Annotated in this window: 28 protein-coding genes and 1 tRNA gene; 22 read left to right on the forward strand and 7 right to left on the reverse strand. The window is 62.1% G+C overall.

What is annotated here, in order from left to right; all coding sequences use genetic code 11:
• Position 1 precedes the first annotated feature (1 nt).
• The 3 genes from ASC83_RS10185 to ASC83_RS10195 all read right to left on the reverse strand — a co-directional run bounded on the left by ASC83_RS10185 (position 2) and on the right by ASC83_RS10195 (position 3,082).
• The gene (locus ASC83_RS10185; protein WP_056061489.1) at positions 2–1,762 is read right to left on the reverse strand and encodes a PhoH family protein; all 1,761 of its coding nucleotides are present in this window, start codon (positions 1,760–1,762) and stop codon (positions 2–4) included.
• 238 nt (positions 1,763–2,000) lie between these two features.
• Positions 2,001–2,486, reverse strand: coding sequence for a peroxiredoxin (locus ASC83_RS10190; protein WP_015013251.1), 486 nt, complete (start codon positions 2,484–2,486; stop codon positions 2,001–2,003).
• Between the two features lie 224 nt (positions 2,487–2,710).
• On the reverse strand, positions 2,711–3,082 hold the full coding sequence (locus ASC83_RS10195; protein ID WP_056061493.1) for an Mth938-like domain-containing protein: 372 nt from the start codon (positions 3,080–3,082) through the stop codon (positions 2,711–2,713).
• A gap of 149 nt (positions 3,083–3,231) precedes the next feature.
• Between ASC83_RS10195 and ASC83_RS10200 the strand changes: the two genes are divergently transcribed.
• The 8 genes from ASC83_RS10200 (at position 3,232) to moaD (ending at position 10,987) form a co-directional block, all read left to right on the forward strand.
• Positions 3,232–4,479, forward strand: a complete 1,248-nt coding sequence (locus ASC83_RS10200) for a pyridoxal phosphate-dependent aminotransferase (protein WP_056061495.1) — start codon at positions 3,232–3,234, stop codon at positions 4,477–4,479.
• Between the two features lie 37 nt (positions 4,480–4,516).
• Complete coding sequence (locus tag ASC83_RS10205; protein ID WP_056061500.1) at positions 4,517–5,545, forward strand: DUF1176 domain-containing protein; 1,029 nt, start codon at positions 4,517–4,519, stop codon at positions 5,543–5,545.
• 72 nt (positions 5,546–5,617) lie between these two features.
• Positions 5,618–6,952, forward strand: a complete 1,335-nt coding sequence (locus tag ASC83_RS10210; RefSeq protein ID WP_056061503.1) for a homoserine dehydrogenase — start codon at positions 5,618–5,620, stop codon at positions 6,950–6,952.
• 35 nt (positions 6,953–6,987) lie between these two features.
• On the forward strand, positions 6,988–7,302 hold the full coding sequence (locus ASC83_RS10215) for a hypothetical protein (RefSeq protein ID WP_056061506.1): 315 nt from the start codon (positions 6,988–6,990) through the stop codon (positions 7,300–7,302).
• A 39-nt stretch (positions 7,303–7,341) separates the two neighbouring features.
• Positions 7,342–8,787, forward strand: coding sequence for a threonine synthase (thrC, locus tag ASC83_RS10220; RefSeq protein WP_056061508.1), 1,446 nt, complete (start codon positions 7,342–7,344; stop codon positions 8,785–8,787).
• Positions 8,788–8,931: 144 nt separating this feature from the next.
• Entirely contained in the window at positions 8,932–9,501 is a 570-nt protein-coding gene (mobB, locus tag ASC83_RS10225; RefSeq protein ID WP_056061511.1) for a molybdopterin-guanine dinucleotide biosynthesis protein B, read from the forward strand.
• Positions 9,486–10,739: a gephyrin-like molybdotransferase Glp gene (glp, locus tag ASC83_RS10230; RefSeq protein ID WP_056061515.1), complete on the forward strand. Its 1,254-nt coding sequence runs from the start codon at positions 9,486–9,488 to the stop codon at positions 10,737–10,739. The genes mobB and glp overlap by 16 nt, the downstream gene beginning before the upstream one ends.
• On the forward strand, positions 10,736–10,987 hold the full coding sequence (gene moaD, locus ASC83_RS10235; RefSeq protein ID WP_056061518.1) for a molybdopterin converting factor subunit 1: 252 nt from the start codon (positions 10,736–10,738) through the stop codon (positions 10,985–10,987). Before glp ends, moaD begins: the two co-directional genes overlap by 4 nt.
• A 33-nt stretch (positions 10,988–11,020) precedes the next feature.
• Here the strand turns inward: moaD and dapA are convergent, their stop codons facing one another.
• The 3 genes from dapA to ASC83_RS10250 form a co-directional block, all read right to left on the reverse strand.
• Positions 11,021–11,899 carry a 4-hydroxy-tetrahydrodipicolinate synthase gene (gene dapA, locus ASC83_RS10240; RefSeq protein WP_056061520.1) on the reverse strand — a complete coding sequence of 293 codons (879 nt, stop codon included), beginning with the start codon at positions 11,897–11,899 and terminating at the stop codon, positions 11,021–11,023.
• Between the two features lie 272 nt (positions 11,900–12,171).
• Positions 12,172–12,531, reverse strand: a complete 360-nt coding sequence (locus ASC83_RS10245; protein WP_056061524.1) for a hypothetical protein — start codon at positions 12,529–12,531, stop codon at positions 12,172–12,174.
• An 8-nt stretch (positions 12,532–12,539) separates the two neighbouring features.
• The gene (locus ASC83_RS10250; RefSeq protein ID WP_056061527.1) at positions 12,540–12,794 is read right to left on the reverse strand and encodes a hypothetical protein; all 255 of its coding nucleotides are present in this window, start codon (positions 12,792–12,794) and stop codon (positions 12,540–12,542) included.
• Positions 12,795–12,881: 87 nt separating this feature from the next.
• On the opposite strand from ASC83_RS10250, the gene ASC83_RS10255 reads away from it, so the two are divergent.
• Together ASC83_RS10255 and ASC83_RS10260 are read left to right on the forward strand one after the other, a co-directional pair.
• Positions 12,882–13,112, forward strand: coding sequence for a hypothetical protein (locus tag ASC83_RS10255; protein WP_056061531.1), 231 nt, complete (start codon positions 12,882–12,884; stop codon positions 13,110–13,112).
• A gap of 48 nt (positions 13,113–13,160) precedes the next feature.
• On the forward strand, positions 13,161–13,637 hold the full coding sequence (locus ASC83_RS10260; protein WP_056061533.1) for a molybdenum cofactor biosynthesis protein MoaE: 477 nt from the start codon (positions 13,161–13,163) through the stop codon (positions 13,635–13,637).
• 94 nt (positions 13,638–13,731) lie between these two features.
• Here ASC83_RS10260 and ASC83_RS23510 read toward each other — a convergent pair whose 3' ends face one another.
• Entirely contained in the window at positions 13,732–13,998 is a 267-nt protein-coding gene (locus ASC83_RS23510) for a hypothetical protein (RefSeq protein ID WP_233193714.1), read from the reverse strand.
• 383 nt (positions 13,999–14,381) lie between these two features.
• Here ASC83_RS23510 and rpsO point away from each other — a divergent pair, with 383 nt between their 5' ends.
• The 12 genes from rpsO to nuoF all read left to right on the forward strand — a co-directional run bounded on the left by rpsO (position 14,382) and on the right by nuoF (position 24,217).
• On the forward strand, positions 14,382–14,648 hold the full coding sequence (gene rpsO, locus ASC83_RS10265) for a 30S ribosomal protein S15 (RefSeq protein WP_005793232.1): 267 nt from the start codon (positions 14,382–14,384) through the stop codon (positions 14,646–14,648).
• 207 nt (positions 14,649–14,855) lie between these two features.
• The gene (gene pnp, locus ASC83_RS10270) at positions 14,856–17,099 is read left to right on the forward strand and encodes a polyribonucleotide nucleotidyltransferase (protein WP_056061536.1); all 2,244 of its coding nucleotides are present in this window, start codon (positions 14,856–14,858) and stop codon (positions 17,097–17,099) included.
• Between the two features lie 95 nt (positions 17,100–17,194).
• Entirely contained in the window at positions 17,195–18,181 is a 987-nt protein-coding gene (locus ASC83_RS10275; RefSeq protein ID WP_056061538.1) for an NAD(P)H-quinone oxidoreductase, read from the forward strand.
• A 2-nt stretch (positions 18,182–18,183) separates the two neighbouring features.
• A complete protein-coding gene (gene tpiA, locus ASC83_RS10280) occupies positions 18,184–18,933 on the forward strand; it encodes a triose-phosphate isomerase (RefSeq protein WP_056061540.1) in 750 nt (249 codons plus the stop codon).
• A gap of 42 nt (positions 18,934–18,975) precedes the next feature.
• A complete protein-coding gene (gene secG, locus ASC83_RS10285) occupies positions 18,976–19,341 on the forward strand; it encodes a preprotein translocase subunit SecG (protein ID WP_056061544.1) in 366 nt (121 codons plus the stop codon).
• A 114-nt stretch (positions 19,342–19,455) separates the two neighbouring features.
• Positions 19,456–19,540: transfer RNA gene (locus ASC83_RS10290), tRNA-Leu, on the forward strand.
• Positions 19,541–19,613: 73 nt separating this feature from the next.
• Positions 19,614–19,973, forward strand: a complete 360-nt coding sequence (locus ASC83_RS10295) for an NADH-quinone oxidoreductase subunit A (protein WP_056061547.1) — start codon at positions 19,614–19,616, stop codon at positions 19,971–19,973.
• A gap of 24 nt (positions 19,974–19,997) precedes the next feature.
• Positions 19,998–20,477: an NADH-quinone oxidoreductase subunit B family protein gene (locus ASC83_RS10300; RefSeq protein WP_007849129.1), complete on the forward strand. Its 480-nt coding sequence runs from the start codon at positions 19,998–20,000 to the stop codon at positions 20,475–20,477.
• A 10-nt stretch (positions 20,478–20,487) separates the two neighbouring features.
• Positions 20,488–21,096, forward strand: a complete 609-nt coding sequence (locus ASC83_RS10305) for an NADH-quinone oxidoreductase subunit C (protein WP_056062144.1) — start codon at positions 20,488–20,490, stop codon at positions 21,094–21,096.
• A gap of 27 nt (positions 21,097–21,123) precedes the next feature.
• Complete coding sequence (locus ASC83_RS10310; protein ID WP_056061550.1) at positions 21,124–22,377, forward strand: NADH-quinone oxidoreductase subunit D; 1,254 nt, start codon at positions 21,124–21,126, stop codon at positions 22,375–22,377.
• Positions 22,374–22,862 (forward strand): NADH-quinone oxidoreductase subunit NuoE, encoded by a 489-nt coding sequence (gene nuoE, locus ASC83_RS10315; protein ID WP_056061558.1) that lies wholly within the window; start codon positions 22,374–22,376, stop codon positions 22,860–22,862. Before ASC83_RS10310 ends, nuoE begins: the two co-directional genes overlap by 4 nt.
• The gene (gene nuoF / locus ASC83_RS10320) at positions 22,862–24,217 is read left to right on the forward strand and encodes an NADH-quinone oxidoreductase subunit NuoF (protein WP_056061561.1); all 1,356 of its coding nucleotides are present in this window, start codon (positions 22,862–22,864) and stop codon (positions 24,215–24,217) included. Before nuoE ends, nuoF begins: the two co-directional genes overlap by 1 nt.
• The last annotated feature ends 3 nt before the right edge of the window (positions 24,218–24,220 follow it).

Raw genomic sequence — 24,220 nt, forward strand, 5'->3', positions numbered from 1 at the left:
CTCAAAGCACCTCGCTGGCGAAATCTGCCAGGCGTGAGCGTTCACCCCGCGCCAGCGTGATGTGCCCGCTGTGTGGCCAGCCCTTGAAGCGGTCCACGGCATACGTCAGGCCGGAGGAGCCTTCGGTCAGGTACGGTGTATCGATCTGCGCCAGGTTGCCCATGCAGATGATCTTGGTGCCGGGGCCTGCGCGGGTGATCAGTGTCTTCATCTGCTTGGGCGTCAGGTTCTGCGCCTCGTCGATGATCACGTACTTGTTCAGGAAGGTGCGCCCGCGCATGAAGTTCATGCTCTTGATCTTGATGCGGCTGCGGATCAGCTCATTGGTGGCCGCGCGGCCCCACTCGCCTGCGTTGCCGCCATCGCCCTTGGCCAAAAACTCCAGGTTGTCATCCAGTGCGCCCATCCAGGGGCCCATCTTCTCTTCTTCGGTGCCGGGCAGGAAGCCGATGTCCTCGCCCACGCTCACGGTGGCGCGGGTCATGATGATCTCGGTGTAGCGGCGGTCGTCCAACACTTGAGTGAGGCCTGCGGCCAGGGCCAGCAGGGTCTTGCCGGTGCCTGCGGTGCCGGTCAGGGTCACGAAGTCGATCTCGGGGTCCATGAGCAGATTCATGGCGTAGTTCTGCTCGCGGTTGCGCGTGGTCACGCCCCACACAGCATTCTTGGTGGAGCCATAGTCCTTGAGCGTCTGCAGCACCGCAGTCTTTTCACGGATCTCGCTCACGCGCGCAAACAGGCTGGGCTCGCCGGGGGCCTCGAAGTACACAAACTGATTGATCATCAGCTGCGGCACGATGGGCCCGCCGATGCGGTAGTAGGTGTGGGCGCCGCTCTGCCAGCTTTCCACGTTCTTGCCGCTCTTGGCCCAGAAGTCTGGGGGCAGGGCCAGCACGCCGGCGTACAGCAGGTCGCCATCTTCCAGCGTCTTGTCGTTCTGGTAGTCCTCGGCGTTCAGGCCCAGGGCGCGCGCCTTGACGCGCATGTTGATGTCCTTGGATACCAGTACCACCTCGCGCGGGGCGTGCAGCTTGCGCAGGGCTTCGACCACGCCCAGGATTTGGTTGTCGGCCTTGCCGGGGGGCAGGCTGGTGGGCAGGCTGTAATCCAGCGGTACGGTCTGGAAGAACAGGTGGCCGCCCGCGGCACGCTGGCCGGTGGAGTCGAGCTTGAGGCCCTTGGCCATGTCGGCGCCCTGGGCGGCCGCCAGCGCATCCAGGGTGCGGCTGGCTTGGCGGCCGTTGCGCGCGACTTCGGTCATGCCCTTCTTGTGGCCGTCCAATTCTTCCAGCACGATCATCGGCAGGAAGATGTCGTGCTCTTCAAAGCGGAACAGGCTGGTCGGATCATGCAGGAGCACATTGGTGTCCAGCACGAAGAGCTTGGTCGGGCCGTGCGATGCAGACTTGCGGCTGCGTGTGGTGGTTGCGGTGGCTGGCGCGGGGCTGGCGGTGACGGCAGGAGGAGTGGCGGTACCGCGCGCCTTGCGCGTGCCAGTGCTGCGAGCCACGGGAGCGGCAGAGGGGGCGGCTGTCCGGGTTCGGGTCTCGATCTGTAGCAGTGGAGCGGTGTCAGGCGCTGCCAGCGACGAGGCCACACTGTCTGCCTTGCGTCCCGCGCGGGCTGGGGCTGCAGCGGTGCGCTGAGGCATGGCAACGGCTTCGTTGGCCGAGGTGGTGGCTACGCGGGGGCGGGCCGTGACTTCAAAGGCTTCTGGCGCGAGGAGTGCAGCGCGCCGGCTGGGGGCGGGGGGCAGGGGCATGGTGGCAGGGCCTCGGTCGGTAAAGGGATAACGGATGGGGTCAGAAAGCAAAAAGCCGCCTGGAGGCCAAGGCGGCTTTTTGGATGGGTGCTAACGGTGCAAGAACCAGGGGCATTGATCCATTATGCCCACTCCATGTGTCTTGCCAGGGCAAAACGGGCGGTGTGTCGCGTGGATGCTCCAGTGCCCTTTGGTGGATTGCAACGGTCGCCGGCGCTGATGCGATCAGGTTGTCCGCTCAGGCGGCCTTTTTCAGGGCCTTGAGGGATTTGACGGTCTTGAGGACTTCGTCCACATGGCCTGGTACCTTGAGGCCGCGCCACTCTTGCACCAACAGGCCATCGGGGCCGATCAGGAAGGTGCTGCGCTCGATGCCCTTGACCTTCTTGCCGTACATGATCTTGTTCTTGACCACACCGAACATGTGGCACATCTTTTCTTCGGTGTCGGCAATCAGCTCGAACGGCAGTTCCAGCTTTTCCTTGAAGTCGTCGTGCGACTTCATGTTGTCGCGCGAGACACCGAACACGGCTGCGCCAGCTTTCACGAAATCCTTGTACTTGTCGCGAAACTGCATGGCCTCCGTGGTGCAGCCCGGCGTGTTGTCCTTGGGATAGAAGTAGAGAACCAGAATTTGGCCAAGGTGGGAGGTGTTGGAGACCTTGATACCACCGGTTGCGTTGGCTTCAAATTCAGGGAGGGGTTTGTTGACAACGATCGCCATATCACTTCAATCTCTCAGGATGTAGTCGTTGGTAAGCCGGGGGAGTGGGTGTGTTATTGCTCTTGGTGGTGCCCCCGACCGCAACCGGTGATTTTACCCTGAAATCGGTTCCCGGCCAAATGTAAGACAGTGTGTCCTGCGTGGGGTGGCGGGCACTTTGGCACGGCCGTGCATAAGTGGCATTCCCGGTGCGCCCGACTTTGAGGCAGGCCGTGAGCGCGCGTTCAGACTTCCAGAATCAGGGCTGCGACCACGTTGCGTCCTTCGCTCGCCAGGATGTTGTAGGTGCGGCATGCTGCCTGGGTGTCCATGGTCTCCAGCCCGAGCCGCCGCGCTATCAGGGGAGCCAGCCATGCGGGCGGGGGAAAACGATTGCGCAGCCCGCTGCCAAAAATGACCAGTTCGGTTTCCAGCCCGGCCAACTGGGCGAAATGCTCCGGGGTCAGATCCTCAAAGCGGGAGCAGGGCCAGGGCTGGCGGAGGCCTGCCGACCCGATGATGACGCTGTGGGTGATCTTGTCGGCGTCGATGCCGATCCAGCCGGGGCCGTAGCCGCTGATGGTCTGAGCGTTGGAGCGGTCGGGCTGGAATTTCATGGCAGGAAGTGGTGGGCCTCGGGTGCTGCGGGGTGTGGCAGCGGCGCCCGGCGCCAGGGGATGGCAACGGTTCTGTGGTCAAATTATAGGTTTCGCCTGAGGGCGCCGGCTCCGGCGGCCTCCAGACCCCACCGCACTACTGTCAGCGCATGAAAACCGTCCAAAAATCCGCCAAGCTCGCCAATGTTTGCTACGACATCCGGGGCCCGATCATGGACGCGGCCAAGCAGATGGAGGAGGATGGGCACAAGATCATCAAGCTCAACATCGGCAATCTGGCGGTGTTTGGCTTTGATGCCCCCGAAGAAATCCAGCAGGACATGATCCGCAACCTGCCCAACTCGGCGGGCTACTCGGACAGCAAAGGCATCTTCGCCGCCCGCAAGGCCGTGATGCACGAGACCCAGAAGCAGGGCATCAAGGGCGTGGCGCTGGATGACATCTACCTGGGCAACGGCGCCAGCGAACTGATCGTTATGGCCACCAACGCGTTGCTGGACACGGGCGATGAGTTGCTGCTGCCATCGCCCGACTACCCGCTGTGGACCGCTGCGGCCAGCCTGTCGGGCGGCACGCCGGTGCACTACCTGTGCGATGAGGCCAATGGCTGGATGCCCGACCTGGAAGACATCCGCGCCAAGATCACGCCGCGTACCAAAGGCATCGTGGTCATCAACCCCAACAACCCCACGGGTGCGCTGTACTCGGTCGAGTTGCTCAAGGGCATCGTGGCCATCGCCCGCGAACACGGCCTGGTGATCTTTGCGGACGAGGTGTACGACAAGGTGTTGTACGACGGCGCCAAGCACACGGCCATCGGCTCGCTGAGCGAGGATGTGCTTACGCTCACCTTCAACTCGCTGTCCAAAAGCTACCGGTCCTGCGGTTACCGCGCTGGCTGGCTGGTGGTGTCGGGCGACAAGAAGCCTGCCAAGGACTACATAGAGGGCCTGAACATGCTCTCGAACATGCGCCTTTGTGCCAACGTGCCCGGCCAGTGGGCCGTGCAGACGGCGCTGGGTGGTTACCAGAGCATCAACGAACTGGTCTGTGAGGGTGGCCGCCTGCGCAAGCAGCGTGATCTGGCCTATGAACTGATCACGGCCATCCCGGGCGTGACCTGTGTGAAACCTCAGGCCGCGCTGTACATGTTCCCGCGCCTCGACCCGGCGGTGTATCCCATCGAGGACGACCAGCAGTTCTTCCTGGAGTTGCTGCAGGAGACGAAGGTCATGCTGGTGCAGGGCACGGGTTTCAACTGGCCTGCTCCGGACCATTTCCGCATCGTGTTCCTGCCCCATGAAGACGACCTGCGCGATGCCATTGGCCGCGTGGCGCGCTTCCTGGAGCAATACCGAAAGCGCAAGCAGACCGCTGCGGCAGCCGTCGCGGCCTGATCCGTCGCGTTGCCCAGAAGACAAGGCGATACGCTCCATGCACAGACCCTCCGTTCTTGACCTGGCCCGGCATGTCGCCGCCTGCGTGCTGGTGGCGGCGGGCTTGCTCGACACTGTGCACGCTGCCGACAAGGGCAAGGAGCCCGTGAGCTTCCAGCACAAGGACTGGGCCTTGCAATGCGACAACACCCGCACTTGCAGGGCCGTGGGTTACCAGTCGGAGAGTGGCGAGTCGGAGCCGGTCTCCATGCGCCTGACCCGCGAGGCAGGACCTGACACGCCGGTGCTGGTGGACCTGCAGGTGTCCACCGAGAAAGCCACTCCAGCGTCGCTGCACCTCAAGGTGGGCACACTGTCTTTGCCAGGGCTCAAGGGCGACACACCCAGCGTGCCTGCAGCGCAGGTGCCCCGCCTGCTGCAGGAGTTGCTCAAGAACGAAGAGGCCACGGTGGCCGTTGGCAAGGACCGTTGGGTGCTGTCACTGGCGGGTGTCACCGCGGTTCTGCTCAAGATGGACGAGGCCCAAGGCAGGGTGGGCACACCGGGCGCTTTGGTGCGCAAGGGCACGAAGCCAGAGGCTTCCGTGCTGCCGTCTTTGCCTGCCCCGGTCATCAAGACTGTGACCCCGATGCCTGCGCGCAAGGGGGATGCCGCACTGGCCAAGCCGCTGGTGGCTGCGCTGGGCCGCGCCAGTACCGAAGGCCAGTGCAACGGCGACGATGCGTTCAACCCCGCCAATGTGCAGGTCTACCGGCTCACGGAGCGCAAGGTGCTGCTGTCCGTGCCCTGTGGCATGGGCGCTTACAACTTCAGCAGTCTGCTGTGGGTGGCCAACGACCGCCCGCCCTACAAGCCAGAGCCCTTGCAGGACGTGGACGGCGATTTCGATCCGGCCTCGGGCACGGTGCATTCGGCAATGAAGGGCCGGGGCATTGGCGACTGCTGGTGGGTGCGTGAGTGGCAGTTCGACGGCCAGGGTTTTGTGCTGCGCGGCGAGTCTGGCGACGGCATGTGCCGTGGCTTTGCGGGTGGCGCCTGGCAGTTGCCGACCTATGTCACGCGTTGAGGGATCTGCTGCTCGACACCGCGCCCTCTACATCCCTCCCGAATCATTGTTTTTCTTTCTCTTCCCATTGCTATGAAACCCATCCAAGTAGGCCTTCTGGGCATCGGCACCGTCGGCAGCGGCGTGTTCAACGTGTTGCAGCGCAACCAGGACGAGATCAGCCGCCGTGCTGGCCGTGGCATCGAGATCACCATGGTGGCGGACCTGGACGTAGCGCGCGCCAAGGCTGTGGTGGGTGACGGCATCCAGGTGGTCAACGACGCCCGTGCCATCATCGCCAACCCCGACATCGACATCGTGATCGAGTTGATTGGCGGCTACGGCATCGCACGTGCACTGGTGCTCGAAGCCATTGCTGCAGGCAAGCATGTGGTCACCGCCAACAAGGCGCTGCTGGCCGTTCATGGCACCGAGATTTTTGCGGCCGCATCGGCCAAGGGTGTGATGGTGGCCTTCGAGGCCGCCGTGGCCGGTGGCATTCCCATCATCAAGGCGCTGCGCGAAGGCCTCACGGCCAACCGCATCCAGTGGATCGCCGGCATCATCAACGGCACCACCAACTTCATCCTGTCCGAGATGCGCAGCAAGGGCCTGGACTTCGACGTGGTGCTCAAAGAAGCGCAACGCCTGGGCTATGCCGAGGCCGACCCCACCTTCGACATTGAAGGCGTGGATGCCGCGCACAAGGCGACGTTGATGAGCGCCATCGCTTTCGGCATCCCGGTGCAGTTCGACAAGGCCTATGTGGAAGGCATCACCAAACTCTCCGCCGCCGACATCAAATACGCAGAACAACTGGGCTACCGCATCAAGCTGCTGGGCATCACCAAGCGCGCCGAAAAGGGCATCGAGCTGCGCGTGCACCCGAGCCTCGTGCCCTCCAAGCGCCTGATTGCCAACGTCGAAGGCGCGATGAACGCCGTGGTGGTGCAGGGCGATGCCGTGGGCACCACGCTGTACTACGGCAAGGGCGCAGGCAGTGAGCCCACCGCCAGTGCAGTGATCGCCGACCTGGTAGACATCGCACGCTTGCACACGGCCGACCCTGAACACCGCGTGCCGCACCTGGCCTTCCAGGCCAACACGCTGCAGGGCGCCATGGACCAGCTGCCCGTGCTGCCGATGAGCGAAGTGGTCACCAGCTACTACCTGCGCTTGCGCGTCGCCGACCAGGCTGGCGTGCTGGCCAAGGTCACCGGCCTGCTGGCCGAGGCAGGCGTGAGCATCGATGCCGTGCTGCAGCGCGAGGCTGACGAAGTGGGCGGCGAGGGATCGACGCAGACCGACCTGATCATCCTGACCCACGACACCCGCGAAGGCACGATGGATGCCGTCATTGCACAAATGCAGGCGCTGCCGACCGTGCTGGCACCCATCACGCGCATTCGCAAGGAAGAACTCAACTGATGATGGGCCACGCCACACCATGATGCTGCCTCGCCATGCCCACTCTGGTTGCCGCCCTCACGCTGTCGGCGCTGCTCAAGATGGCGCATGTCGATCTGCCGCGCTGGCATCTGGCGTTCTGGTTCGGCCTGCTGGTCGCATTGGCCCTGTTCGGGGCCATGTCGCGCACACAGGCCCTGCTCAACGGTGTGGGCAGCTTTCTGGCCGCGTGGCTGTACTTTGTGCTGCTGGAGCGCACCGACAACCGCCAGGACCGGGCACTGCACTGGCTCATCCTGATCGGCGGGTTCTTCCTGCTGATCGCCTCGCGTCTCTACATTGACATCCGTGTGTACGGCATCAGCTTTTAGCCAGTTCACCACCTTCACCGATACCGACGGGAATCCTTCATGAAGTACCTCAGCACCCGCGGCCATGCAGACCGCAAACAGTTCTGCGACATCCTGCTCGAAGGCCTAGCGCCCGATGGTGGCCTGTACCTGCCCGAGCATTACCCGCAGGTGGATGACGCCATGCTCACGCGCCTGCGCAAGGCCTACCACGAGCAAGGCTACGCCGAGCTGGCGTTCCAGATCCTGTCGCTCTACATCGACGACATTCCTGCCGCCGATTTGAAGGCCATCTGCGCCAAGACGTACACCGCCGAAGTGTTTGGCACGGGCGAGATCGTGCCCCTGCGCCACCTCGAAAACAGTCTGTGGCTCGAAGCCCTGTCCAACGGTCCCACGCTGGCCTTCAAGGACATGGCCATGCAGCTGCTGGGCAACCTGTTCGAGTACGAGCTCAAGCGCCGCGGCGAGCAGCTCAACATCCTGGGCGCGACCAGTGGCGACACCGGCAGCGCCGCCGAATACGCGATGCGCGGCAAAGAGGGCGTGCGTGTCTTCATGACCAGCCCGCACGGCCGCATGAGCGCCTTCCAGCAGGCGCAGATGTTCAGCCTGCAGGACGAGAACATCCACAACATCGCCATCGAAGGTGTGTTCGACGACTGCCAGGACATCGTCAAGGCCGTCTCCAATGACCATGCCTTCAAGCACAAGTACAAGATCGGCACCGTCAACTCCATCAACTGGGCGCGCCTGCTGGCACAGGTGGTGTACTACTTTGCGGGCTACATCCAGGCCACCGAGACCAACAACCAGAAGGTGAGTTTCACGGTGCCATCGGGCAACTTTGGCAACGTGTGCGCGGGCCATGTGGCGCGCATGATGGGCCTGCCCATTGCCAAGCTGGTGGTGGCCACCAATGAGAACGACGTGCTCGACGAGTTCTTCCGCACCGGCGTGTACCGCGTGCGCAGCAGTGCCGACACGCACGAGACGTCCAGCCCTTCGATGGATATCAGCAAGGCCAGCAACTTCGAGCGTTTCATTTTCGACCTGCTGGGCCGCAACGGCCAACGTACCAAGGCCTTGTTCGGCGCTGCATTGCAAACCTACGGCCGCTTTGACTTGAGCGCAGAGCCGCTGTTTGCCGATGCCGCCACCAAATACGGTTTTGAAAGTGGCAAGAGCACCCACGCCGACCGCCTGGCCACCATCCGCGACAACTATCAGCGACATGGCGTGACCATTGACACTCACACCGCCGACGGGGTGAAGGTGGCCCTGGAGCATCACCAAGACCCCAACGTACCGATGATCGTGCTGGAAACGGCGCTGCCCATCAAGTTTGCCGAAACCATCGTCGAAGCGCTGGGCCATGCGCCCGAGCGGCCTGCCAAGTTTGCAGGCATCGAAGACCTGCCCAAGCGTGTACAGGTGATGCCCGCCGATGTGGACCTGGTCAAGGCCTACATCGAACGCCACTGCTCCCCTGCAGCGTTGGGGTGAGTGGTCGGTACTTGCCTGTCCTCGTGAGCGGCCGGCAGATGCCGGGCGGGCCAGGACAGGGTCTTTTGTGGTCAATATTGCCCCGGGCGCTAGTCTGGTATGCACTTAAAGCTATAAATAACATAGCTAATCAAGGAGCAGTGGATGAAGGTTGTCGGTTTTGCCGGGTTTTCCGGCAGTGGCAAGACCACGCTGGTCGAGCAGTTGATCCCCGCGCTGCGGCTGCGGGGCCTGCGAGTGTCGGTGGTCAAGCATGCCCACCACAGTTTTGATGTGGACCACCCGGGCAAGGACACCTACCGCCACCGCGAGGCGGGGGCTTTCGAGGTGGTCGCGGCATCGGACAAGCGCCTGATGCTGGTGCGCGAGTTCGAGCAGCCTGCCACCCTCAGCGTGCACCACCTGCTGGCGGAGCTGTACCAGGGTGTGGACTGGGTGCTGGTGGAGGGTTTCAAGGACAGCGACCTGCTCAAGATCGAAGTCTGGCGAGCCCCCGAGCCAGGGCAAGTGGCCAAGCCCGTGCGTTACCCCGAAGACGACTTTGTGGTGGCTGTGGCCACTGATGCCCCCAAGAGCCTACCGGTCGCCACGCAATTGCCCTTGCTGGACCTGAACGCACCCGACCAGGTGGTGGACTGGCTCATCCAGTACGAACACCGCTTTGAATACAACTGGGAACTGCACGGGGGGCTGCTGCCATGCGCCCCGCAATGAAGCCGCTCAAGCCGCTGGACGAGGCGCTGGCGGACCTGCTGGCGCACGCCCGGCCGCTGCCAGGCACCGACACGGTCACCACCTTTGACGCCGACGGCCGCGTGCTGGCGCAAAGCTGTGTGTCGGCTTTACAAGTGCCTCCCCAGGACAACAGTTCGATGGATGGTTACGCCGTGCGCTGCGCCGATGTGGCGGCAGCAGGGGTGGTGTTGCCCGTGTCGCAGCGCATTCCTGCCGGCAGTGCGGGCGACCCACTGCAGCCCGGCATGGCGGCGCGCATCTTCACTGGTGCGCCTGTGCCTGCAGGCGCCGACGCCATCCTGATGCAGGAAGACTGTGAAGCCCTGGCTGCTGCCGATGGCTTGGGCTCGGTGCGTATCAACGCCGTTCCGCGAGCCGGGCAGTGGATCCGCCGCGCGGGCGAGGACATCTCCCGTGGTGCCGTGGTGCTGTCGGCCGGCACACGCCTGACCCCGGCCGAGCTGGGCCTGGCCGCCAGCATCGGCTTGCACGAACTGCAGGTGGCCTGCCGCCCCCGCGTGGCGCTGTTCTCCACGGGCGATGAACTGGTCATGCCCGGCGAAGTCCCGCCCGAGCAGATGCGACTCGGTGCCATCTACAACAGCAACCGCTTTTTCCTGCGTGCGATGCTGCTACGCCTGGGCTGCGAGGTGACCGACTTGGGCATCGTGCCCGACCGGCGCGAGGCCACCATCGACGCCCTGCGCCAGGCCAGCAGCGCGCACGACCTGATCCTGACCAGCGGGGGCGTGAGCGTGGGTGAGGAAGACCACATCAAGCCTGCTGTGGAGACTCTGGGCACGCTGGACCTGTGGCAGATCGCGATGAAGCCCGGCAAGCCGTTTGCCTATGGCCAGATCCCGCGTGAAGGCGGTGCTGCCCACTTCATGGGCCTGCCCGGCAACCCGGTGTCGAGCTTTCTGACCTTTGCGTTGCTGGTGCGGCCCTTTGTGCTGCGGCTGCAGGGCGTGCAGGACGTGACTCCGCAGGCCGTGGCGGTGCGTGCCGATTTCACCTGGCCCAAAGCCGATAAACGCCGCGAATTTCTGCGCGTGCAGCACAACGCGGCGGGCGGACTGGACCTGTTCAACAACCAGAGTTCGGGCGTGCTCACTTCGGCCGCCTGGGGTGATGGCGTGGTGGACAACCCGGCGGGCCAGACGATTGCGCCAGGCGATATGGTGCGGTTTATCGCGTTTTCGGAGTTGCTGGGATGAAGGTCTCTGTGCGCTACTTTGCCTCGATCCGTGAGGCCATTGGGCACGGCAGCGAGGCGGTCGAAACCGCTGCCACCACGCTGGGCGCCTTGCGCGACGAGCTCATCGCACGCGGTGGTGCCCATGCCAGCAGCCTCGCGCGGGGCCGGGCCGTGCGCATGGCACTCAACCAGACCTTGAGCGACGAGTCCGCCACCCTGGCCGATGGGGCCGAGGTGGCTTTCTTCCCCCCGGTGACGGGCGGCTAGCCAGGGCGCTCCCGCGCTCGCCAGCACGTCACCTCAAAGCGCCTTCAAACGATCCTGCAGCGCCTCCGAGGCCGGCATCATCGGCGCGCGCAGTTCGCTGCGCATCCACCCTGCATGCGCCAGCATGGCCTTGAGCGGGGCAGGGTTGGGCTCTGCAAAACACGCTTCCACCCAGGGTTGCAAGGCCTGCCACAAGGGGCGGGCTGCAGGCAGGTCGCCCAGGCGCAGCAATGCCATCAACTCCACAAAACGCGGCGTCTGCCAGTGTGCACAGGCAGAGATGGCGCCTGCGCCGCCGAGGGCCAGCGTATGGAAAATCTGCGCGTCTTCGCCCGTCAACACCTGCAGCCGGCCATCGGCGATCAGGGCCTGCGTCTTGGCCGTGTTGCCGCCACAGTCCTTGATGGCCTCTATGCGCGGATGTGCCGCCAGCGCCAGCAGCGTTTCGGTGGTGAGCGTGGCGCCTGTGCGGTACGGAATGTCGTAGATCAGCAGGGGCACCGCGCTGGCATCGGCCAGAGTGCGGAACCAGTGCAGCAGGCCCTCCTGCGAGGGGCGGATGTAGTGCGGGGCGGACACCAGCAGGCCTGCCACCGGGTAGTGTGCAAGGGCCTGCACCTGCTCCAGCACCTGGCCCTGGTGGTAGCCCGACACGCCCATCACCACGGGCAAACCCTGGGCGGCGCTGAGCACGGTATCCAGCACCTGCAGTTGCTCGGCCTTGTCGAGGGCCGCGGCCTCACCGGTCGAGCCGCAGGCAACGAAGCCCGCAACGCCGTCGGCACGCAGCCGGGTGGTGAGGGCGGCAAGGGCCGGGTGATCCACGGCGCCATCCTTGAACGGTGTGACCAAGGCGATCCAGAGCCCGCTGAACAGCGGCTGGTGGGAGGTAGCGGTATCGGTGGCAGACATGCGAAGCGTCCTTTCAGGGTTCGACCAGGGGAAGAACCGTCCGGAGGGAGCGCGCGCGGAATGCCAGGGAGTGAAAAGAGAAAAGGAAATTTCCCTACCAGGTGGTTCCGTCGCTCATCCGGACGGAACCACAGCTCCGGTCAGATGAGCTCTGGTTTTTTGGTTTTGCCCACGCACTGCAACGCCACCGCCGGTGCGGCGGTCGTGGCAAAGGGGGTGCGCGTGGACATGGGCCGCAGTATAGCCAAGCGCCCACCGTGTCCCAAGGTTGGTCAGCCTGCCTGCGGTGGCCGGGCAGCGTTGGCTGCTGATTCAGGCTGCGGCGGCACCAGCACGGGGCATTGCCATACCAGCAGCTCGGCCAGTCGGGTAACGATCCATGTCGCTTCGGCCACCGCCACGCCAGATTCGGCCGTGCACAGCCCCGCGTGGATGCGCTGCAGGATCTCGGTTTCGGAAGGCGCCTGCACGTGGTACAGCGTCTGCGCGTGTTCCACCAGGTGGCCAGCCAGGTCTTCGCACAGCTCGTAGCGGGCGCGCACGCCGTTCGCCTTTTCCGTCAGGCGCCCTCGGGTGTCGGTGTAAACCGCCATGAAGGAGGGCGGCACGTGGATCTGGTTGTCGTCATCCATGGGGTGGTTTAGTCGGGGGTGAACAGCCGTTCGAACTTGGCCTGATCGGAGGCCAGCTCGAAAGTCACCACCTGGCCCATTTTCATGTCCGACAGGCGGCAGGCACCAAACAGCGTCGTTTTGCCCGCCAGCTCCATCACATCCAAGTCAATGATGGCGTAGGGGTGGGGCACGAAGACCTGGTGCTCGAACACATCGCGGACCGTATTGCGCGGGGATGGGTAGAGCTTGTAGAGATCGGTCTGAATCGTTTGTGTGGCCATGGGTGGAAAGGGCTTGGAAGATCACGTACCGGATCGCATGCGGGTACAGTGCGGGCGAATCGTACAGACAAACGTTATTACCAATCTATGGCACGCAATAAAAGTGAATGGCCCGCCAAGGTGCTGGCGTTGGTTCGGGGCGGCAACCTGCCCGCTGCCATTGCTCAGATCAAGGTGGCACCGACCGTGGGCGACGTCACGCGGCTGCAGGCATTGCTGGCGCAGTTGCCCCCATCGCCCGCACTGGCGCAGTTGAACAAGGTGGTGGAGGAAGAACGTGCCCTGCTGGCTGCGCCACGGCTGCATCGTTCGCCCTGAAGCGACTTTCTGTCTGAACTCCACACTCCCTGCTGAGAGCCTTTTGTCATGACCTTGCCCCGCGTTTCTATTCAGACCGAGGACTTTGACCTGTCCACCGAAATCGCTACTTTGCGTCGTGAGAACAAGGGTGTGGGCGCTGTCTGCAGCTTCGTGGGCACCGTCCGTGATCGCAACGAGGGGGATCAGGTGTCCTCCATGGAGTTGGAGCACTACCCTGGCATGACCGAAAAATCCATCGAAGCCATGGTGGACGAGGCCTTTCGGCGCTTCGATATTTTTGGCGCCCGCGTGATTCACCGCGTAGGTCTGCTGCAGCCCCTGGACCAGATCGTGCTGGTGGCGGTGACCAGTGCCCACCGGGGTCAGAGTTTTCAGGCCTGCGAGTTTTTGATGGACTACCTCAAGACCCAGGCGCCGTTCTGGAAAAAGGAGCAAACCTCACATGGCGCTCGCTGGGTGGATGCACGGGTGAGTGACGACGCAGCGCTCGCGCGCTGGGGGATCACGGCGGCCAACGCCTGAACAAGCCACGGCCTTTTCGCACCGCCGGCGCCACGCCCCGGGGTGTCTCTGAGGGATGCGGATGACTTCAGGCTTGGCAGCGTGGTGTGTGGGGTCACGGTTTATGGGTGTATCCGAGGCAGGCGCCCGCATTGGCGCGCCCCTTGCACTCCCGATACAGCCGGCGGTCGCGTTCCGAGCGGCTTTCCTCGGATGAGCTTCGCTCCTGTTTCACCTTGGTGGATTTCTTTTTCTTGCTCACTTCGCTTTGGCCGCTTTGGGTCGCATTTTTGGTGGTGGCGTGGCTTGCCCCGGTATGCAGCCCGAGGCCAAGGGCCAGCATCCACAAAAGCAGGGGAGCGATAACCTTGCGCAGTGCCACGTTGGTCGAGGGGTGGAGGGCCGGGGGGAATGGCATGTTGAGTGGTCCGGGGTAGTGAATGTTGGGATGCCGGGGCGCCGGGTGATCTTAAAGTGGGCTTGGGCTGCAATGCGTCGAGGCGGGCTCACGCCGATGAGGCCCGTGCTGCGGCGTATCCTCTACGCTACACCGGCGGCGAAGGGCGGCAGCAAGCCCCCGTGTTCTGGTCCGGCGAGATCGGGCTGGCAAGGTGCCTGTGGGCTGGTCAGAGGCGAATTGAGGGCCTCGGGTTATAATCCGCGGGTTTTGCATGGTGCAAGACGCACGCCTGCGGCCGTTCCAGCTGCTGGCGCAAGTAAAAACCATGGTCTTCCGCCTGCGGCAGGCCACATTCAAGGAAAAACATGATCGCATCCTCCATCAAGGCCGAAGTCGTCAAGGCGAACGCCCGTGCTGCCAATGACACTGGTAGCCCAGAAGTGCAAGTGGCCCTGCTGACCGCTCGCATCAACGAACTGACTCCCCACTTCAAGACGCACGCCAAGGACCACCATGGTCGCCGTGGCCTGCTGCGCATGGTGAGCCGCCGTCGTAAGCTGCTGGACTACCTGAAGGCCAAGGACGCTGACCGTTACACCGCGCTGATCGCCAAGTTGGGTCTGCGCAAGTAATCTTCATTGCATGCCAAAACGCCTGGGTTAGTCCGCTAGCTCAGGCGTTTTTTACTTCGGAGCCGCAAAACAGAGCGAAGCTGTGTCATTCCAATGAAGTTGTTGTTACTGCCTGGCGCAGAACTTCCCTGGAATGGCATCGTGTTCTGAATTGCTCTCCAAGACAATCTGGTAGGGCACTACCAGCTATTAAAACAGGAGCTGAACATGAGCATTTTCAACAAAGTCACCAAGACCTTCCAATGGGGTGACAAGACCGTCATCATGGAAACCGGCGAAATCGCCCGCCAGGCCTCTGGCGCCGTGCTGGTGAATATTGACGACACCGTGGTGCTGGCCACTGTGGTCGCCTCCAAGTCCGCCAAGCCCGGCCAGGACTTCTTTCCCCTGACGGTGGACTACATCGAGAAGACGTATGCTGCCGGCAAGATCCCTGGCAGCTTCTTCAAGCGCGAAGCCAAGCCCAGCGAGCACGAAACCCTGACCAGCCGCCTGATCGACCGCCCGATTCGTCCGCTGTTCCCCGAAGGTTTCTTCAACGAAGTGCACGTGGTGATCCACACGGTGTCGCTGAACCCTGAAGTGGATGCCGACATCGCTGCGTTGATCGCTACCAGTGCTGCCCTGGCCATCTCTGGCATTCCGTTCAACGGCCCCATTGGTGCCGCACGAGTGGGTTATATCAACGGCGAGTACGTGCTCAACCCTGGCCAGACTGCGCGCAAGAACTCGCAGATGGATCTGGTGGTGGCGGGTACCGAAGCCGCAGTGCTGATGGTCGAATCCGAAGCCCAGCAGCTGTCTGAAGAAATCATGCTAGGTGCCGTGGTGTTCGGTCACGAGCAAGGCAATGTGGCCATCAACGCCATTCACGAACTGGTGCGCGACGCGGGCAAGCCCGTGTGGCAATGGGAAGCGCCCGCCAAGGACGAAGCACTGATCGCCAAGGTGGTGGCACTGGCCGACGACAAGCTGCGCGCTGCCTACCAGATCCGCAACAAGCAAGCCCGCACCCAGGCCTGCCGCGAAGCCTATGCAGCCGTGATGGCAGCGTTGAAGGCCGATGGTGTTGAGTTCGACGCCGTCAAGGTTGAAGGCATGCTGTTCGACATCGAAGCGGGCATCGTGCGCAGCCAGATCCTGGCTGGCGAGCCTCGCATCGACGGCCGCGATACGCGCACCGTGCGCCCCATCGAGATCCGCAACAGCGTGCTACCCCGTGCCCACGGCTCGGCCCTGTTCACGCGTGGCGAAACCCAGGCGCTGGTCGTGACCACGCTGGGCACCGAGCGTGATGCACAGCGCATCGATGCGCTGGCTGGCGAGTACGAAGACCGCTTCATGATGCACTACAACATGCCTCCCTTCGCCACCGGCGAAGTGGGCCGCATGGGCTCGACCAAGCGCCGCGAAATCGGCCACGGTCGTCTGGCCAAGCGCGCGCTGGTTGCTGTGCTGCCGACCAAGGAAGAATTCCCCTACACCATGCGTGTGGTGTCGGAAATCACTGAGTCCAACGGTTCCTCGTCGATGGCTTCGGTCTGCGGCGGCTGCCTGTCGCTGATGGATGCCGGCGTGCCCATGAAGGCCCACGTGGCTGGTATTGCGATGGGGTTGATCAAGGACGCCAACCGTTTCGCCGTACTGACCGACATCCTGGGTGATGAAGATCACCTGGGTGACATGGACTTCAAGGTGGCGGGTACCACGGGCGGTATCACGGCCCTGCAGATGGACATCAAGATCCAGGGCATCACCAAGGAAATCATGCAAGTGGCACTGGCCCAGGCCAAGGAAGCGCGCATGCACATCCTGGGCAAGATGCAGGAGGCCATGGGTGAAGCCAAGACCGAAGTGTCGAACTTCGCGCCCAAGCTGTACACCATGAAGATCAACCCCGAGAAGATCCGTGACGTGATCGGCAAGGGCGGCGCTGTGATCCGTGCGCTGACCGAAGAAACTGGCTGCCAGATCAACATCGAGGAAGACGGCACCATCACCATCGCCGCTACCGACGCTGCGAAGGCCGACGAAGCCAAGAAGCGCATCGAGCAGATCACGGCAGAAGTCGAGATCGGCAAGATCTACGAAGGCCCTGTGACCAAGATCCTCGACTTTGGCGCGCTGATCAATCTGCTGCCTGGCAAGGATGGTCTGCTGCACATCAGCCAGATCGCTCACGAGCGCGTCGAAAAGGTGTCTGACTACCTGACCGAAGGCCAGATCGTGAAGGTCAAGGTCATGGAAACCGACGAAAAGGGCCGCATCAAGCTGTCCATGAAGGTGTTGGCAGATCGTCCCGCCGGTGGCAGCGACCGTCCAGCGCCTGCAGAACGTGGCGATCGCGAACCCCGCCGTGATCATGGTCGCGATGGCGGCCGTCATCCCGCAGAGCAGCAACAGCAGCAGGCCCTGCCTGCAGATGGTGCGTCTGTTCAGGTGAATGGCTAAATTGTTGATCTGCTATTGATTTGGTAGCTGCTGGTGCATATAAATCATGCGCTAGCGGCCTAAATCATCTGAATCCATCTTCGGTAAACCCCGTTATGCATGCTGTTGAGATCACATCGTTTGGTGGGCCTGAGGTGCTGCGTCTGGGTGAGCGCCCCGCTCCTGTAGCGGGTGCGGGTGAGCTGCTGATCCGCGTGGCGGCCAGTGGCATCAACCGCCCTGATGTATTGCAGCGAATGGGCCACTATGCGCCGCCTCCTGGCACCTCGGATCTTCCGGGGCTGGAGGTCGCGGGGGTGGTTGAGTCGGGCGATGCTTTGGCGATGGCAGAGGCGGGCATTCGTGTGGGTGACCGTGTTTGCGCCTTGGTGGCGGGTGGTGGTTATGCACAGTGGTGTGTGGCGCCGGTGGTGCAATGCCTGCCGGTGCCTGATGGCTTCAGTGACGTAGAGGCTGCGTCACTTCCGGAGACGTTCTTCACGGTGTGGAGCAATGTCTTTGACCGTGCGCGTTTGCAAGCCGGTGAAACCTTCCTGGTGCAAGGCGGTACGAGTGGCATTGGCGTGACGGCTATTCAGCTGGCACGTGCCTTCGGTGCTACCGTGATTGCCACCGCTGGGAGCGATGACAAGTGTGCAGCGTGCCTGGCGCTGGGCGCGCACCACGCAGTCAACTACAAGTCTCAGGACTTTGTGGCCGAGGCGAAACGAATCACCGAGGCGCGTGGTGTTGATGTGGTGCTCGATATGGTGGCAGGTGACTATGTCGCTCGCGAGGTCGAATGCCTGGCCGAGGACGGCCGGATCGTCATCATCGCAGTGCAAGGGGGTGTGCAGAGCGGTTTCAATGCCGGGTTGGTGCTGCGCAAGCGGCTCACCATCACAGGGTCCACACTGCGTCCGCGTCCCGTGGCTTTCAAGGGTGCGATTGCACGGGCGCTGCGTGAGCATGTCTGGCCCTTGCTGGCAGCGGGCAAGGTGCGTCCGGTCATCCACAGCACGTTTGCTGCTGCGGATGCGGCACAAGCCCATGCGCTGATGGAGTCCAGCCAGCATGTTGGCAAGATTGTTTTGACGTGGTAATCATGAACAACAAGAAAAAACTCATCGCTGGCAACTGGAAGATGAATGGCAGCCTCGCTGCCAACGAAGCTTTGTTGAAGGCCTTGATTGCGGGTGCTGCAGATGTGGCTTGTGATGTGGCCGTCGCAGTGCCTGCGCCCTATCTGGCGCAGGTGCAGGCGTTGACCGCCGGCACTGCCGTTGCGGTGGCAGCACAGGATGTGTCTTCGCACGAGGCGGGTGCCTACACTGGTGAGGTATCGGTGGCCATGCTGAAGGATTTTGGCGTGCGCTATGCGCTGGTGGGGCACTCTGAGCGCCGCCAGTACCATGGTGAAACGGACGCGATTGTGGCGGAGAAGGCCCAGCGCGCGCTGGCGGCCGGTGTGACGCCGGTGGTCTGTGTGGGGGAAACACTGCAGGAGCGTGAAGCGGGACTGACCGAGGCGGTGGTCAAGCGGCAACTCGCAGCGGTAATTCACCTCAACGGTCATTGCATCAGCGAGATCGTGGTGGCTTATGAGCCTGTGTGGGCCATTGGCACGGGTCGCACTGCGTCGCCGGAGCAGGCGCAAGCCGTGCATGCCGTGCTGCGCACCCAGCTGGCAGCTGCGAGCGAGCATGCGGACCGCATCCGGTTGCTGTACGGCGGCAGCATGAATGCGGCCAATGCAGCTCAGTTACTGGCGCAGCCCGATATCGACGGCGGCCTGGTCGGTGGGGCTTCGCTGAAGGCGCCCGACTTTCTACAAATCATTGCGGCCGCTCGTTGAGGCGGCTGCGAGTCAAACAATTCAATCAGGAGTGAACAGAGAATGAACGTGATCGTGAATGTGATTTTGGCGGTGCAGATGTTGGCGGCCCTGGCCATGATCGGCCTGATCTTGATCCAGCATGGCAAGGGAGCTGACATGGGGGCGGCTTTCGGTAGCGGCAGTTCGGGCAGCCTCTTTGGCGCCAGCGGCAGCGCCAACTTCCTGTCCCGTACCACGGCCGTGCTGGCTGCAGTGTTCTTTGTTTCTACGCTCGCATTGGCCTACTTTGGCAACGCTCGTCCCGCCAGTTCGGGCAGCGTTCTGGAAACGCCAGCCGCTGCCGTGCCTGCCGGCGCACCTGCTTCTGAGGTGCCTGCAGCGCCTGCCGCTCCCGCTTCGGGCGCCGCGCAGATCCCGACCAAATAATTGAACTGAATTTCGGCCCGCAGGGCCGAAGCAGGGTTTTTCCGGAGTAGAATTCTGGATTGTCTGGAAAGCCAAAGCCGCAAGGTTCCTCATGCCATCCAGATGCAAAAATCAGCCGTCGTGGTGAAATTGGTAGACACGCTATCTTGAGGGGGTAGTGGCGAAAGCTGTGCGAGTTCGAGTCTCGCCGACGGCACCAAAACAAAGGCCTGCCTGCATGACCCGGCTCGGGTCCTGACGGGCAAGGCCACAGCGGTGAGCACATCCTCAAGATGAACCTCGATCAGTACCTCCCCGTCCTTTTGTTCATCTTGGTCGGCATCGCCGTAGGCGTTGTCCCCCTCGTACTCGGCTACATACTGGGCCCCAACCGCCCGGATGCCGCAAAGAACTCCCCCTACGAATGTGGCTTTGAAGCCTTCGAGGATGCGCGCATGAAATTCGATGTGCGCTACTACCTCGTGGCCATTCTCTTCATTCTGTTCGACCTGGAAATCGCATTCCTTTTCCCGTGGGCGGTCACGCTGCACGAGGTGGGCGTGGCCGGTTTTGTGGCGGTCGTGATTTTCCTGGCCATTCTGGTCGTGGGTTTTGCCTACGAATGGAAAAAGGGTGCCCTGGATTGGGAATGAGCGGACTTCAACAAGGACAATGCAATGATTGAAGGCGTGATGAAGGAAGGCTTCATCACCACGAGTTACGACTCCGTGGTGAACTGGGCCAAGACCGGTTCTCTGTGGCCGATGACGTTTGGTCTGGCTTGCTGTGCTGTGGAGATGATGCACGCTGCGGCGGCCCGGTATGACATCGGTCGTTTTGGTGCGGAAGTGTTCCGTGCCAGCCCTCGTCAGTCCGACCTGATGATCGTGGCGGGCACGCTGTGCAACAAGATGGCCCCCGCACTGCGCAAGGTGTACGACCAGATGTCCGAGCCGCGCTGGGTCTTGTCGATGGGTTCGTGTGCCAATGGTGGTGGTTACTACCACTACAGCTATTCGGTGGTGCGCGGTTGTGACCGCATCGTGCCGGTGGATGTTTATGTGCCAGGTTGCCCTCCGACGGCAGAAGCTCTGATCTACGGGATCATCCAGCTGCAGCAGAAGATCCGCCGCACCAACACCATTGCTCGTGTCTGAAGGGTTGATGATGACAGCTGTTGCCATTCGGCCTGAGAAGCTTAAAGAGAATATCTCTGCGGCGCTGGGTGCCAAAGTGCGCCAGATTTCGGTCGCTCTCGATGAGGTCACCCTGGTGGTCGCTGCTGCGGACTATCTGGATGCGATGCGCTTGCTGCGCGATTCGGAAGGTTGCCGTTTCGAGCAGTTGATCGATTTGTGCGGTGTGGACTATTCTGCATATGGCGATGCAGTCCATGAGGGTGCCCGCTACTGTGTGGTGTCGCACCTGTTGTCGGTCAGCCTCAATCAGCGAGTGCGCGTGAAGGTGTTCTGCCAAGACGATGATTTCCCGGTCGTTGCTTCGGTAGCTGAGTTGTGGAATGCAGCCAACTGGTACGAGCGCGAAGCCTTTGATTTGTTTGGCATCGTGTTTGATGGTCATAACGACCTGCGCCGCATTCTCACGGACTACGGATTTATCGGGCACCCTTTCCGCAAGGATTTCCCCCTGTCTGGACATGTTGAAATGCGTTACGACGCCGAGCAGCGCCGTGTCGTGTATGAACCCGTGTCCATCGAGCCGCGGGAAATCACGCCCCGCATCATCCGCGAAGACAAGTACGGAGGCCTGCACTGAGCCGCCTCGCGCCTCATGTGATCCATCATGGCTGAAATCAAGAACTACTCCCTGAACTTTGGTCCGCAGCACCCTGCGGCGCACGGTGTGTTGCGCCTGGTGCTGGAGTTGGACGGCGAGGTTGTGCAACGCGCTGACCCGCATATCGGTCTGCTCCATCGCGCCACCGAGAAGCTGGCCGAGCACAAGACCTACATCCAGTCACTGCCCTATATGGACCGGCTGGACTACGTGTCGATGATGTGCAACGAGCACGCCTACTGCCTTGCCATCGAGAAGCTGCTGGGCCTGGAAGTGCCGGTGCGCGCGCAGTACATCCGCGTGATGTTTTCCGAGATCACGCGCTTGCTGAACCACCTCATGTGGTTGGGCTCGCACGGCAACGACTGCGGCAGCTCCACCATCCTGATCTACACCTTCCGCGAGCGGGAAGACCTGTTTGACATGTACGAGGCGGTTTCTGGCGCGCGCATGCATGCGGCCTATTTCCGCCCGGGCGGCGTCTACCGCGACCTGCCCGACAGCATGCCGCAGTACAAGGTCAGCAAGATCAAGAATGCCAAGGCGCTGGAGGCGTTGAACCAGAATCGTCAAGGGTCTCTGCTGGACTTCATCGACGATTTCACCCAGCGTTTCCCAGGCTGTGTGGACGAATACGAAACGCTGCTCACCGACAACCGCATCTGGAAGCAGCGCACGGTAGGCATCGGCGTGGTGCCCCCCGAGCGAGCCCTGAATCTGGGCATGACCGGCCCCATGCTCCGTGGCTCCGGTATCGCATGGGACCTGCGCAAGACCCAGCCATACGACGTATACGACCGTGTGGATTTCGATGTGCCAGTGGGCAAGACCGGTGACTGCTACGACCGCTACCTGGTGCGTGTGCAGGAAATGCGCGAGTCCAACCGCATCATCAAGCAATGCGTGGACTGGCTCAAGGCCAACCCCGGTCCTGTGATCACGGACAACCACAAGGTGGCTGCGCCCGCGCGTGAATCCATGAAGTCGAACATGGAAGAGCTGATCCACCATTTCAAGCTCTTCACGGAAGGTTTCCACGTGCCGGAAGGCGAGGCCTATGCGGCGGTGGAGCATCCCAAGGGCGAATTCGGTATTTATCTGGTGAGTGATGGTGCCAACAAGCCTTACCGACTCAAGATCCGGGCGCCGGGTTTTGCGCATCTGGCGACGCTCGACGAAATGGCGCGTGGCCACATGATCGCGGACGCTGTCGCCATCATTGGCACCATGGATATCGTGTTCGGAGAGATTGACCGATGATTACCGAAGCGACCAAGGCGCGGTTTGCGCGCGAAGTGGCCAAGTACCCTGCGGACCAGAAGCAGTCTGCGGTGATGGCTTGCTTGTCCATCGTTCAGCAAGAGCAGGGCTATGTCAGCGCCGAGAGCGAGGCAGTGATCGCCGACTATCTGGGCATGGCGCAGATCGCCGTGCACGAAGTCACGACCTTCTACAACATGTACAACCAGCAACCGGTGGGCAAGTACAAGCTCAACGTGTGCACCAATCTGCCCTGCCAGTTGCGCGACGGGCAAAAGGCGCTGCATCACCTGGAAAAGAAGCTGGGTGTTTCGATGGGTGAGACCACACCTGACGGCCTGTTCACTCTGCAGCAATGCGAATGCCTGGGTGCTTGCGCTGATGCGCCTGTGATGCTGGTGAACGATCGCACGATGTGCAGCTTCATGGACAACGACAAGCTCGACCAGCTCGTTGACGGCCTGCGGGCCGCGGAGGGCCAGTGATGACCACGGCAGCACAAATACTCTCCCAGTTCCAGGCTACGGGCGTTCAGACCTGTTTTCACGACCGCCATATCAACCCCCAAATCTATGTGGGCTTGAATGGCAGCAACTGGAGCATCAAGGACTACGAAGCGCGTGGTGGCTATCAGGCGCTGCGTCGTATCTTGGGCAAGGATGGTGAAGAGGGCCTGACGCAGGATCAGGTCATTGCCACTGTCAAGGAGTCTGGCTTGCGTGGCCGGGGTGGTGCAGGCTTTCCTACGGGCCTCAAGTGGAGCTTCATGCCCCGCTCGTTCCCAGGCCAAAAATATCTGGTGTGCAATTCCGATGAGGGTGAGCCTGGTACCTGCAAGGACCGTGACATCCTGCAGTTCAACCCGCACATCGTCATCGAAGGCATGATCATCGCAGCCTATGCGATGGGCATCTCGGTGGGCTACAACTACATCCATGGCGAGATCTTCCAGACCTACGAACGGTTTGAAGCCGCTCTGGAAGAAGCGCGGGCAGCAGGTTATCTGGGCGACAACATCCTGGGCAGCAGTTTCAGCTTTCAGCTGCACGCAGCCCACGGTTTTGGTGCCTACATTTGTGGTGAAGAAACTGCATTGCTCGAATCGCTGGAAGGCAAAAAGGGGCAACCCCGTTTCAAGCCACCGTTTCCGGCCAGCTTTGGCTTGTATGGCAAGCCCACCACCATCAACAACACGGAAACCTTTGCGGCTGTGCCTTGGATCATCCGCAATGGCGGTGCGGCTTATCTGGAGTGCGGCAAGCCTAACAACGGCGGCACCAAGATTTTCTCGGTGTCTGGTGACGTCGAAAAGCCAGGCAACTATGAGGTGCCGTTGGGTACCCCATTTGCCAAGCTGCTGGAACTGGCCGGTGGCGTGCGCAAAGGTCGTCAACTCAAGGCGGTGATTCCTGGTGGTTCATCGGCCCCTGTCCTGCCTGCATCCGTCATCATGGAATGCACGATGGACTACGACTCCATCGCCAAGGCTGGCTCCATGCTGGGCTCTGGTGCCGTGATCGTCATGGACGATTCCCGGAGCATGGTCGAAAGTCTGCTGCGCCTGTCGTATTTCTATTCGCATGAATCCTGCGGCCAGTGCACGCCCTGCCGTGAAGGCACGGGATGGATGTGGCGCGTGATCGATCGCATCCAGCATGGACAGGGTCGTGAGGGTGACCTGGATCTGCTCAATTCGGTGGCGGACAACATCCAGGGCCGCACCATCTGTGCGCTGGGTGATGCTGCCGCCATGCCTGTGCGCGCCATGATCAAACACTTCCGTCCCGAGTTTGAGGCACTGATCCGGAACAAGGCTCCACAAGCCGCGACTTCCGTCTGATCG

This window comes from Acidovorax sp. Root402 (assembly GCF_001425125.1).
GTDB classification, from domain to species: domain Bacteria; phylum Pseudomonadota; class Gammaproteobacteria; order Burkholderiales; family Burkholderiaceae_C; genus Acidovorax; species Acidovorax delafieldii.